This is a genomic window from Thalassotalea castellviae (assembly GCF_031846185.1).
Taxonomy (GTDB): Bacteria; Pseudomonadota; Gammaproteobacteria; order Enterobacterales; family Alteromonadaceae; genus Thalassotalea_H; species Thalassotalea_H castellviae.
Window position 1 is genome coordinate 532,363 of record NZ_JAVRIF010000002.1, and the last position, 13,247, is coordinate 545,609.

A 13,247-nucleotide genomic window follows, 5' to 3' on the forward strand; every position below is an offset into this window, starting at 1 on the left:
ATAATGAGCAAAAACTCACATTTAGGTCACCAAGCTAAAAAAAGATTTGGGCAAAACTTTCTTCACAATGACGCTATTATCAGTCAAATTGTTGATGCTATTAATCCCGAGCCCAACGAAAACTTAATAGAGATTGGCCCTGGTTTAGGCGCACTAACTGAGCCAGTGATCGAGCGTGCAGGTGATATCTCTGTTGTAGAACTCGATCGCGATTTAGCGCACCGTTTACGTCATCATCCTTTTTTAGCCAAACATTTAACCATTTACGAACAAGATGCCTTAAAGTTTGATTTTGCTAGTTTAGCAACCGATGACAAGCCATTAAGAATTTTCGGTAATTTACCCTATAATATTTCAACACCGCTTATTTTTCATTTACTGTCTTTTAAAGATAAAGTAAAAGATATGCATTTTATGCTGCAAAAAGAAGTTGTCGAGCGCATGGCTTCGGGACATAACTGTAAAGCTTTTGGTCGATTATCTATCATGACCCAATATCAATGCCAAGTAATGCCAGTGATGGAAATTGGCCCTGAAGCTTTTATGCCACCACCGAAAGTTGATTCTGCCATTGTTCGATTGATTCCGCATAAAACGATTAAAAATCCTGTTAAAGATTTAAAAGCGCTCAATCATGTTTGTTTAACTGCTTTTAATCAACGGAGAAAAACTATCAGAAATAGCTTCAAAAAACTGATACCTGTTGAACAGTTAATTGCGTTAGATCTTGACCCAACTTTACGCCCGGAAAATTTAGCATTAGATGACTATATTAAACTGGCAAATTATATTACCGATAACCCGGTAACGGACAACCCTATTAGTACTTAATATGACTGATTTTTTATCTTCTCTAATAGAACAAAACCCAGTTCCTAGTGAAAACTCGAACGTAAAGGTTTCAATTGAAACCAATTATATTCCTGAGCATTCAAATGAACTTGAAAAACGCTACGTGTTTAGCTACACCATTACCATAACAAACAATACTGAAGAGAGTGTTAAACTACTGACACGATATTGGCTAATCACAGATGCTAATGAAGATACGTCTACGGTTGCTGGAGAAGGCGTTATTGGAAAGCAACCGGTAATTCCGCCATCTAAATCATTTATTTATACGAGCGGTTGTGTATTAAAAACTCCGGTAGGCACTATGCAAGGGCATTATCAAATGCTTACCGAGCACAATAAAAATATCCAAGTTGAAATACCAGTTTTTCGTTTAGCTTTACCAAATATACTTAATTAATTATGGCGATTTATTTTGTTGGTGATATTCAAGGATGTTACAGCGAATTAAAAGCATTGCTAAAGCAAGTGAATTTCTCTGCAAAACACGACCAATTATGGGTCGCAGGAGATATGGTTGCGCGCGGTCCAGACTCCTATAAAACAATGAAATATTTAATGTCGCTAGGTGATAGCGTCAAAGCCGTATTAGGGAATCATGATCTCCACCTATTAGCCATCCATGCTGGCATAAAAAAAGCTAAAAAATCTGACCACCTCGATACCTTATTATCAGCACCTGATGTTAAAGAAATCATTAATTGGATAGCACAACAACCATTATTAAGAAAATTACCCGGTGAAGATGTGTATATGTCACATGCAGGCCTACCACCTCAATGGACAATTCCCCAAGCAATAGCAGCGGCAAAAGTTGCTGAAAAAAATATTCAATCAGCTGAGCGTGAAAAGTGGTTAAGTCGAATGTATGGCGAAAAACCAAATGATTGGCAGAAAGCAGAAACAAAAACAGAAAAGTTTAGGTACACAATCAACGGTCTAACGCGTATGAGATACTGTTATCTCAATGGAAAATTAGACTTTCATTGTAAAACAGCCCCGGAAGATGCTGCAAAAAACTTAAAACCTTGGTTTCTTTTAACAAAAAATCAGCTTAAAAAGAGTCACTGGATCTTCGGTCATTGGGCCGCGTTAATGGGAAAAATTAATGTCAAAGGCCTATATGCATTAGACACTGGCTGCGTTTGGGGTGGGCATCTCACGCTTTTACGTTGGCATGATAAAGCCTTATTTATTGAAGGTTCACATAAAAAACTTGCGATAAAGCAATAACTAAAGATGAAAATCATATAAAGATTGGTATACTAATCTTTCAGGGGAGTATTATTTTTATTATCATACGTTTCGAAAACGAATAATAAGGACATATTTCACTAAAATCCTAACTATATACAATTGGTGACGTAAATGAACTTAACTGTTGCAATGAAAATAATTGGTGGCTTCGCCATTATTTCGCTTTTACTGATAATTACGAGTGTTATTTCACTAAGTAATTTAAATAATATTAATGACGCTACCTCAACACAAAGCGAATTGGCTATTCCAACATTAAGTGGTAGTACAGAATTAGCCAACGAATTAATTCAAATTGGCAACTTAACACTTAGAGCTTATTATCAAACCGAACTTGCTCCTTTATCAGGCAACCTAGCAAGTTATAATGAATTAAATACAAGCTTTTCAAATCACCTGAAAAAATTAAAAGTCATTGTTAAAAATGAACAAAGTCTATTAAGCAACTTAAATAAAGTCGACAGTGTTTATTCAACATTACAAAGTGACATTGATGCGGTCTTTGCCAGTAGAAAAACGAGTATCGAACAACGCACTTTATTAATTGATAATGTTGACTTATTAGAAGAAAAAGCGGATGACACAACAACGCTGATGCTTGATTTAGCGGATCATGATTTAGCGGATACCAAATTACAAAGAGCTGTAGAGTTAGGTGAACAACTGGAAACTTATCTTAATGCGATTGTTTCATCAGCATTAGAGTATCGCGGCCTGATTAATCCACAATCAGCTGAAATCGTCGAAAAAGAAATCAATAACTCTTTTAATGATGTCAATCGCGTTATTGCTGAAATTATTGCGGAATTAAACTCAAACAATGCTGATGACATCGCAGATGACGTTAACTCTTCTATTGCAAGCCTTTCAAGATTACTAACTAGTAGTGACAGTATTTTTAATCAGAAATCAACACAGCTTAGTGCCTTAGCTTCAGCAACAGAAAATCTTGCAGCTGCAGAAAAAGACACCAAAAGTGTGAATGCAATATTAGCTAAACAAGTAGAACTGGCTAATTTAACAACAAAATCATCAAGCACTTTAGTGGCAGATTCTGTCAGTGACGGTAATACATTAACCGTTACGCTGATGGTTATCTCAATAGGTTTAGCGGTAGTTATTGCGTATTTCACCTTGATCAGTATTACCCGTCCGTTAACTCGCGTTAACGAGATGTTGAACATTGTCTCTTCAGGTGACTTATCAAGAAAACTTGATGAAAGCGGTAAAGATGAATTCGCGCTTCTTTCTAAAAATTGTAATTTATTAATCGACAGCTTACGAAACTTAATTAATGGCATTGTCAGTCGTTCAACACAGCTAGCTACCGCTGCCGAAGAAACCTCAGCCGTTACCGCACAAAGTACCACAGCGATTGAAGAACAACGAACCCAAGTAGAACAAGCGGCATCGGCGACTACTGAAATGAGTAGCACTTCACAAAGTGTCCTTTCAAGTGCCAATGATGCGCTAGGTGAAATCAAACAGGCTGATGACGAAGCGGAACGTGTAAAAGGTATCTCAGATAGAAACCGTAAAACCATTGAATTGTTGGCTAATGAAGTGGAAGACGCGTCACAAGTGATTAATAAACTTCAACAAGACAGTGCCTCAATTGGCGGTATTCTTGACGTTATTCGTGGTATCGCAGAACAAACTAACTTGCTAGCACTAAACGCAGCAATTGAAGCAGCACGTGCTGGTGAACAAGGTCGTGGTTTCGCGGTTGTTGCCGATGAAGTTAGAACTTTAGCTAGTCGCACACAAGAGTCAACTCAAGAAATTCAAAACATGATCGAAGTATTACAAACAGGTGCTGAGAAAGCAGTTGCTGTAATGGATACCGGTAAAAAACAAGCGGCTGATTGTGTTATTCAAAGTGAAGAGGCAGATAAAGCGCTCGAAACCATTACTCATGCGGTCCATGAAGCGTTTGATAGAAGTTCTACCATTGCGACAGCTGCAGAAGAACAAAGTACCGTAGCGCATGAAATTAGTGAAAACTTAGAATCGATTGTTGCGATTGCTGAACAAACTACTGCTGGTTCTAAACAAACCGCTGAATCAAGTAGTGAAGTAGCTAGACTTGCTGAAGAGCTACAACTGTCTGTTCAAGAGTTTAAACTATAAGCTTAACTAAGATACCGCTTATCGCGGTTGAAAAACAAAAATAACAAAGGCTAGTATTGAATCAATACTAGCCATTTTTTATCGGTGATAGTTGGTTAACTTTGTTCAGATAACCAAGCACTGAAGCTATCAATAGCGGCTAAATTTAGCGCTTCTAATTCTTTAGTGTAGGTTTTTTTTACGTCCCACGCGTCTGTTGACTTCTCAATCGCGACCAATTTCGCATGCACTGAAGTTAATCCAACACTTCCGGTTGCGCCTTTCATTTTATGACAAGATTCTTGCCATAAAGATTGTGAACATGCAATCATCGCCTCGTTAATGTCTTTTAAATACACCACAGATTGTTGAATATATAAATCTAACATCTGTTGTACGATGTCCTTACCAAGGTTCTCAACATACCCTGCAAGTAAATCAGTATCTAACCCATTAATATTGTTCACTAATTTATTCCCTAATTTATTATTAGATCTATTGTAACAACTCATCGAAAAAAGTCATTATTGATTTAATAATAACCGAATTGCTTGTAGGATTAAATAAACAAGATTTCATGTTCCTCTGCCGCCATTTATATTGCTTTTATTGGCAATTTCCTTCAAAATAGCCGCCTTTTATCGGGTATGTCAAAAATCTCGCTTTAGGGATTATTTAACAATACCACCTTAATCTTATTATTATGACTGAAGTTAGAGAGACCTAGCCCTTTACATAATACGACACTTCGGAGAAACCATGTCTACATCAATGCCTGATATTGCTAACCATACCACTGCCCAAACTGAAGGGACATTGGACTGGGTTGGTATGAGTAATATAGAAATGCCTATTATGCTCGCTTCAAAAGGCGAATCTCCTCGCATGGTTTCAGCTTTTGTTGACGCTTTTGTTAATTTAAATGATCCCCAGGCGAAAGGTATTCATATGTCTCGCCTATATCTATTACTCGATGATCTTTCAAATAACAACGAATTAAATTATCAAACGTTAGTTAGCTTGCTTAACGGTTTTATTAGCAGTCATCAAGAATTAAGTGATAATGCAAAAGTTGTTTTTAATTGTGACTTCCACCTACGACGCAAGTCACTCATTAGTGGTAAACAAGGTTGGAAAGCTTATCCTATTACTATCACGGGTTTATTAAACCAAGGGAAATTATCCATAGAGCTTGCTGTCGATGTAAGATATTCGTCTACCTGTCCATGTTCAGCGGCATTGGCGAGACAATTGATCCAAAAAGCATTTAAAGAAAAATTCAGCCAAGAAGACATCAACCTTGAAGACGTCCATCAATGGCTTGGTACAACTGATGGCGTAGTTGCCACACCACATAGCCAACGTTCAGTCGCTGAAGTTAAAGTTAAATTAAACGCTGCTACCACAGAATTTCCGATCACCGATATTGTTGATTTGGTAGAAAATGCTTTAAAAACACCGGTTCAAGCCGCGGTTAAACGAGAAGACGAGCAAGAGTTTGCTCGACTCAACGGACAAAATTTAATGTTTTGTGAAGATGCTGCCCGTCGACTACAGCATGCCATGAACTTAACCACTAGTTTTGATGATTTCTGGCTTAAAATAAATCATTTAGAATCATTACATGCCCATGATGCGGTCAGTGTCACAACAAAAGGCGTAGTTGGTGGTTACCAGCCATAAGCTATCCTGTTTATAAACTCCTTTAAAAAACCAGTGTCACACTGGTTTTTTTATACCTCAAACGCCCTCTTGTCTTTAATGCGTCTTGTATAGACAAGATGAATAAAATATGAATAAAAAATATTTAACTTCTAAGCACTTCATTCTCAAAGAAAAACTGTAATAAAATTTCATTTTATCGAAAAATAACCTACAAAAGATTATACAATTGATCTTATTCGAGATAACACATTGCACATTCTCAGTTAAAAGAAGCTAATACCCCTTTAAAAACATATTGTTACCAAGATGTAAAAAAATTACGAGCAAAAACTCTATTTTTATTGACCTTTGCCCAATAAATGTTTAATGTTAGCGGTTCCCCTTGGGCACAAAACAGAGTATTTATGCATTTTTTACATAACTTTATTCTTTTCTTAACTCTGTCACCAAGCCGGTATTTTTATTAGGAGAGAAAACATGCAGCTTTATGATCACAGCAAACAAAAAGATAACTGTGGATTTGGTTTAATCGCGCACCAACAAGGCGAGACAAGTCATAAGCTCATTAAAACAGCTATTCATGCTTTAGACCGCATGCAACATCGAGGCGGTATTGCTGCTGATGGTAAAACAGGTGATGGCTGTGGTTTATTGATGCAAAAACCCGATTCGTTTTTTCGCGCAGTTGCCGAAGAGAATAATTGGAAACTCGGTAAAAAATACGCAGTTGGTATGGTCTTTCTTAATCCAGATCCTATTCAGGCTGCTAAAACTAAAGAAATTCTAGAAGAAGAATTAACCCGAGAAACGTTAACAATTGTTGGTTGGCGCGTTGTCCCCACCAATACTTCAATGTTGGGTAAGATCGCTGCAGGCAACTTACCCACCATCGAGCAAGTTTTTGTCGATGCTCCTCCTGGTTGGAGAAACCGAGATTTAGAACGTCGATTATATATGGCACGACGTCGTGCTGAAAAACGCATCCAAGATGAACGTTTTTATGTAGCAAGTCTTTCTTGTTTAGTAACTATCTACAAAGGCTTAATGATGCCTGTAGATTTACCAAATTTTTATTTGGATCTTGCCGATATTCGAATGCAAACGGCTATTTGTGTTTTTCATCAACGATTCTCTACCAATACGTCTCCGCAATGGCATTTAGCACAGCCATTCCGCTACTTAGCTCATAATGGTGAAATAAATACTATAAAAGGTAATCGTCAATGGAGTCGAGCGAGAACTCATCGTTTCCATTCGCCTTTATTACCTGATTTGCGAGATGCCGCACCATTTGTCAATGAAAGTGGTTCAGATTCCTCATCATTAGATAATATGCTGGAATTGTTCCTTGCTGGTGGTATGGATTTATACCGTGGTATGCGTTTATTAATGCCACCTGCGTGGCAAAACAGCCCATTGATGGATGATGATCTAAAAGCATTTTACGAATTTAACTCAATGCATATGGAACCATGGGATGGGCCAGCAGGTGTTGTAGTAACCAATGGTCGTCACGTTGCTTGTAATCTTGATAGAAACGGCTTACGCCCTGCTCGTTATGTGATTACCCGTGATGGTTTTATCACTCTAGCCTCTGAAGTCGGTATTTGGGATTACGGCGAAGATGAAGTTGTTGAAAAAGGCCGCGTAGGACCTGGCGAGATGCTTGCTATAGATACTTATACCGGTAAAGTATTCGCTTCAAATGATATTGATAATGACTTAAAAGAAAGACATCCTTATCGTGAATGGTTAAATAAAAACATCAGTCATCTGGTGCCATTTAGTGAGCTTGATGCAGAACAAATTGGTCAGCGAGTTTTTAGTGATATAGAAATGTCGCAATACCATAAAATGTTTAATTACAGTTATGAAGAAATTCAACAAGTGGTTAAAACCCTTGCTGAAAATGGCCAAGAAGCAACAGGTTCGATGGGTGATGATACCCCTATGGCTGTTCTGTCTAGTCAGCCAAGAACCTTATTTGATTATTTCCGTCAACAGTTTGCCCAAGTGACTAATCCACCAATCGATCCATTACGCGAACGTTACGTGATGTCGTTAGGTACCTGTATTGGTCGAGAGCATAATGTTTTCAATGAAACAACCAGCCATGCCGATCGTGTTTTATTTGAATCACCGATCTTAATGTACACTGGCTTAAAGCAATTACGTGAGCTTGATCCTAAGCATTATCGCAGCAACACCATTGCGCTAAATTATGCACATGAAGAAGGATTAGAAGTCGCCATCAAACGTATTTGTAATGAAGCGGAAGATCTTGTCTGCAATCAAGACACGGTAATTTTAATTTTATCTGATCGTCAAATTCAAAAAGATATGTTACCTATACCTGCTGCGATGGCTGTAGGGGCGGTACAAAAACGTTTAGTCGATAAGCAACTTCGTTGTGATTCAAATATTATTGTTGAAACAGCCGCTGCTCGTGATTCACACCAATTTGCGGTATTACTTGGTTTAGGCGCTACCGCGGTTTATCCATACCTTGCGTTTGAAACGATTGAACAGTTGGTCGATCAAGGACAAATCGATTTACCGGCACGTCAAGCGGTGACCAATTATCGTGATGGTATTAACAAAGGCTTGTTAAAAATACTGTCTAAAATGGGTATTTCAACGATTGCAAGTTATCGTTGTGCGGGCTTATTTGAAGTTATCGGCTTAAACCAAAATATCATGCAATTATGTTTCCCTGATCTACCAAGTAGAATTCAAGGGGCAGACTTTGAAGATATCGAACAAGACAATATCAATCTTGCACGTAAAGCCTTTTTAGCACACCAAAAAATGAGCCATGGCGGTATTCTTAAGTATGTTCACGGTGGTGAATATCATGCTTATAATCCAAATGTGGTGAATTATTTGCAAGACGCAGTTCGCAGTGGTGAATATGATAAATACCGCAAATTTGCCGATGAAGTCAATAATCGCCCGCCAGCAGCCTTGCGTGATTTACTTGCTTTTAAAGAAGACACCAAGTCAATCAGTATCGACCAAGTTGAAGCTGATAGCGAAATGTTTAAACGCTTTGACAGTGCGGCAATGTCAATTGGCGCGCTTAGCCCAGAAGCACATGAAGCATTAGCGATTGCCATGAACCGTTTAGGAGGTTATTCAAACTCTGGTGAAGGTGGCGAAGATGAGCGTCGTTTTGGTACAGTGAAAAACTCGCGGATCAAACAAATTGCTTCAGGCCGATTTGGCGTGACACCGCATTACTTAGTTAATGCCGATGTTTTACAAATTAAAGTTGCCCAAGGGGCAAAACCTGGTGAAGGTGGTCAATTACCTGGTGATAAAGTATCACCATTAATTGCCAAGTTACGTTTTTCAGTACCGGGCGTGACGTTAATTTCACCTCCGCCGCATCATGATATTTATTCTATTGAAGATTTAGCACAGTTGATTTTTGATTTAAAACAAGTCAATCCAACAGCCGTTATTTCGGTGAAGTTAGTGTCAGGTCCAGGCGTAGGAACTATCGCTTCAGGTGTTGCCAAAGCATACGCTGATTTTATTACTATTTCAGGTTATGACGGTGGTACTGCTGCAAGTCCATTAACTTCGGTTAAATATGCGGGTTGTCCTTGGGAACTTGGTTTAGCTGAAGCCCATCAATCTCTTGTAACAAACGGCTTACGTCATAAAGTGAGATTACAAGTTGATGGTGGTTTAAAAACAGGCTTAGATATTGTTAAAGCAGCAATCCTCGGCGCAGAAAGCTTTGGTTTTGGTACCGCCCCAATGGTGACATTAGGTTGTAAATTCCTACGTATTTGTCATTTAAATAATTGTGCTACAGGTGTAGCAACACAAGATGAAGTGTTACGTGAGCAATTTTTTAAAGGCTTACCTGATCAAGTAATGAATTATTTTAAATTCATTGCGCATGACGTGCGTGAAATCTTAGCGCAATTGGGTGTTGAAAGTTTAGAAGCAATCATAGGTCGAACAGATTTGTTAGTGCCGCTTAAAGGGATCACAGCCAAACAGCAAAAATTAGATTTAACGCCTATTATTGCGCCAGTTGTTGCTGGTGATAATACAGCTTTACATCAAACAGAAGAAAATACGCCATTTGATAAAGGCGCTTTAAACCAAGAAATACTGGCTGCCACATCTGAAGCGGTTGCCCATAGTACTGGTGGTGAGTATAGATTTTCAATTCAGAATACCGATCGCTCTGTAGGGGCATCGCTTTCAGGAGAAATTGCTCGTCAACACGGTGATCAAGGCATGTCTGCAACACCAATCAAGCTATCGCTTACAGGTACAGCAGGTCAAAGTTTTGGTGTTTGGAACGCTGGAGGGTTAGAAATGACCTTAATTGGCGATGCAAACGATTACGTTGGTAAAGGCATGACAGGTGGTAAGTTAACCATTAAGCCTCCAAAAGGTGTCGAATACGCCAGCGAAAAAACCATGATCATGGGTAATACTTGTTTATACGGTTCGACTGGCGGAAAGTTATTTGGTTGTGGCCGTGCAGGTGAACGCTTTGCTGTTCGTAATTCTGGATGTCATGCTGTTATTGAAGGCACTGGCGATCATGCTTGTGAATATATGACCGGCGGAATTGTTACCATTCTTGGTCAAGTTGGGGTTAACTTTGGTGCTGGCATGACCGGCGGCTTTGCTTATGTTTTAGATGAGAACAATGATTTAGATATCCGTTTAAATCATGAATCTATTGAAACATTACCGATAGAAGATTTAACCATTCATCAAGAACATTTACGTGGCATTATCAGTCAACACCATGAAGAAACGGGCAGTCTACATGCTCATAAAATTTTAAATAATTTCGATGCTTATGCACCATTATTTAGATTAGTAAAACCAAAAGCTACCGACGTAAAAACGTTATTAGGTCACCGTAGCCGTTCATCTGCAGAACTTCGCGTTCAAGCGCAATGATATAAGAACGCGAATTGAGGAAGAAACAGAATGAGTAAAAATGTTTATCAATTTATCGATGTAAAAAGAATCGATCCGCCGAAAAAGGCGATAGAACAACGTAAAATTGACTTCGTTGAAATTTATCAACCGTTAAGTACAGATCAAAGTGCGGGTCAAGCGGATCGTTGTTTAGATTGTGGTAACCCGTATTGTGAATGGAAGTGTCCGGTTCATAATTACATTCCACAATGGTTAGAATTAGTCACTGAAGGTAAGATTTTTGAAGCGGCAGACTTATGTCACTCAACCAATAGTTTACCTGAAATGTGTGGTCGAGTTTGCCCACAAGACAGATTATGTGAATCAGCCTGTACGCTTAATGAAGACTTTGGTGCCGTCACTATAGGTAATATTGAAAAATATATTACGGATACCGCATTCGCTCAAGGTTGGAAACCTGACTTATCAGATGTGGTGAAAACAGGTAAACGCGTGGCCGTGATTGGCGCAGGTCCTGCTGGTCTAGCTTGTGCTGATGTTTTAACTCGACACGGTGTTGACGCTGTCGTGTATGACAAACATGCACAAATAGGTGGCTTACTGACCTTTGGAATTCCGTCCTTTAAACTTGAAAAAGACGTTATTCAAACCCGCCGCGAAATTTTTGAAGGCATGGGCATAGAGTTTCGCTTAAACACCAACGTAGGTGTTGATATTAGTTTTGATGAATTAAGCAACGAATACGATGCAGTATTTCTTGCGTTAGGTACCTACACTGATATGACCGGTGGCTTTGAACATGAAGGCGCGGCAGGTGTTTATAATGCGTTAGACTTTTTGATCGGCAATACGCAGAACTTGATGAAAATTACCGAAAATGCCAAACCATACGTGAACTTTAGCGGTAAAAAAGTGATTGTATTGGGTGGTGGTGATACCGCGATGGATTGTGTGCGAACTTCTGTTCGTCAAGGCGCCACAGATGTTACTTGTGCGTATCGTCGTGATGAAGCCAACATGCCAGGCTCACCAAGAGAAGTACAAAATGCAAAAGAAGAAGGCGTAAATTTCCAATTCAATTTACAACCTCTTGATATTGCAGTGGATAAAAATGGTAAAGCTTGTGGTGTTAAATTTGTTAAAACTCAATTAGGTGCTGCTGATGCTAATGGACGTCGAAGTCCTGAACCAATTGAAGGCAGTGAATTTATTATGGAAGCCGATGCAGTGGTTATTGCCTTTGGTTTCTTACCTAGCCCGCCACAATGGATGAAAGATGCCGGCGTTGAACTTGATTCACGTGGCCGTGTAATCGCCGTTGAAAACAGTAACTTTGCACTTCAAACCAGTAAAGAAAATATTTTTGCTGGGGGTGATATGGTACTTGGTTCTGATTTAGTGGTTACCGCCGTTGATCAAGGTCGTAAAGCTGCCTTAGGTATTTTAGATTACGTTTTAAGTTAACGGGTCGCCATTGTATTGATAAAAGAGCAGCTTCGGCTGCTTTTTTTTTGGAAAATGTAACAAGATATCTAACAGCAATTAATTTCACTAAATTTCAACTATATTAACTATATCAAGTAAATATTTTTGTCGTGAAATTATACCAAGCAAAACCAAGGGGTAAAAATCGAGTATGTTTAGATACGCACTCAACCTGATAAAATATATAAGTTTTTTATGCTTTACTCTTTCGTCTGAGGCTAAAGAAGTCAAAGTTGTCACCGAATACCTTGCCCCCTACCAAGTCAATAATGCTGATAATAGTTTAGGAGGGTTATCCACAGAAATAGTGCAAGCCATTTTTAAACAAGCGAATAAAACCCCAAACATTATTGCTTTACCTTGGGCAAGAGCTTATGAAACGGCGAGTTCAGAAAAAAATGTCATGATTTACTCTATTGCTCAAACGAAAGAACGTCTGGAGCGCTTTCATTGGATAGGGAGTTTAATCAATGAAAAGCTGTATTTTTGGGGATTAAAAAGCCAATTCCCTGAAGCAATTGATGATCTCAACCAGCTAAAAAAGTTTATTGTAGCATCCGCACGTCATTCAAATGTCGCCCACTATTTAAAGAGAAATAATTTTAAGCATAACTATAAACTAGTCAAAGAAGATCAAAACATATTAATGCTGTTCAAAGGCCGCGCTGAGCTAATAATTGCGACTGAATTAACCCTGAAACATAATGCTAAAAAACTTAATTTAGCGTTTGATGAGCTGATAAAAATCAAAGAGTTTACTGATTTAAATAGCGACTTAAATTTAGCCATGAATTTACAATCGGATCCAAAGTTAGTGGCTGAATTTCAACGTGCATACACTGAAATTAAAGCTCAAGGGGTTATTAATGCTATTTATAAAAAGTGGGGCATTACGGAGCTATAAAACACGCAGGACTTCAATTAAAAAACCGTCCCAAAGCGAACAGCCTGAGACGGTT

At 38.6% G+C, this 13,247-nt stretch carries 9 protein-coding genes; 8 read left to right on the top strand and 1 reads right to left on the bottom strand.

The window, feature by feature from the left end; translation table 11 throughout:
• The first annotated feature begins 3 nt into the window (after positions 1–3).
• From rsmA to RM573_RS06075, 4 genes are all read left to right on the top strand, one after another.
• Positions 4–831: a 16S rRNA (adenine(1518)-N(6)/adenine(1519)-N(6))-dimethyltransferase RsmA gene (gene rsmA / locus RM573_RS06060; RefSeq protein WP_311578730.1), complete on the top strand. Its 828-nt coding sequence runs from the start codon at positions 4–6 to the stop codon at positions 829–831.
• 1 nt (position 832) lies between these two features.
• On the top strand, positions 833–1,252 hold the full coding sequence (gene apaG, locus RM573_RS06065) for a Co2+/Mg2+ efflux protein ApaG (RefSeq protein ID WP_311578733.1): 420 nt from the start codon (positions 833–835) through the stop codon (positions 1,250–1,252).
• A gap of 2 nt (positions 1,253–1,254) precedes the next feature.
• Entirely contained in the window at positions 1,255–2,085 is an 831-nt protein-coding gene (locus tag RM573_RS06070) for a symmetrical bis(5'-nucleosyl)-tetraphosphatase (protein ID WP_311578736.1), read from the top strand.
• Between the two features lie 135 nt (positions 2,086–2,220).
• Positions 2,221–4,239, top strand: coding sequence for a HAMP domain-containing methyl-accepting chemotaxis protein (locus RM573_RS06075; RefSeq protein ID WP_311578739.1), 2,019 nt, complete (start codon positions 2,221–2,223; stop codon positions 4,237–4,239).
• Between the two features lie 95 nt (positions 4,240–4,334).
• Here RM573_RS06075 and RM573_RS06080 read toward each other — a convergent pair whose 3' ends face one another.
• Positions 4,335–4,685 carry a phosphorelay protein gene (locus RM573_RS06080; protein ID WP_311578742.1) on the bottom strand — a complete coding sequence of 117 codons (351 nt, stop codon included), beginning with the start codon at positions 4,683–4,685 and terminating at the stop codon, positions 4,335–4,337.
• Between the two features lie 292 nt (positions 4,686–4,977).
• Here RM573_RS06080 and folE2 point away from each other — a divergent pair, with 292 nt between their 5' ends.
• From folE2 to RM573_RS06100, 4 genes are all read left to right on the top strand, one after another.
• Complete coding sequence (folE2, locus tag RM573_RS06085) at positions 4,978–5,901, top strand: GTP cyclohydrolase FolE2 (protein WP_311578745.1); 924 nt, start codon at positions 4,978–4,980, stop codon at positions 5,899–5,901.
• A 459-nt stretch (positions 5,902–6,360) separates the two neighbouring features.
• On the top strand, positions 6,361–10,821 hold the full coding sequence (gltB, locus tag RM573_RS06090; protein ID WP_311578748.1) for a glutamate synthase large subunit: 4,461 nt from the start codon (positions 6,361–6,363) through the stop codon (positions 10,819–10,821).
• Between the two features lie 30 nt (positions 10,822–10,851).
• The gene (locus tag RM573_RS06095) at positions 10,852–12,267 is read left to right on the top strand and encodes an FAD-dependent oxidoreductase (RefSeq protein ID WP_311578751.1); all 1,416 of its coding nucleotides are present in this window, start codon (positions 10,852–10,854) and stop codon (positions 12,265–12,267) included.
• A gap of 172 nt (positions 12,268–12,439) precedes the next feature.
• Positions 12,440–13,192 (top strand): substrate-binding periplasmic protein, encoded by a 753-nt coding sequence (locus RM573_RS06100; RefSeq protein ID WP_311578753.1) that lies wholly within the window; start codon positions 12,440–12,442, stop codon positions 13,190–13,192.
• The last annotated feature ends 55 nt before the right edge of the window (positions 13,193–13,247 follow it).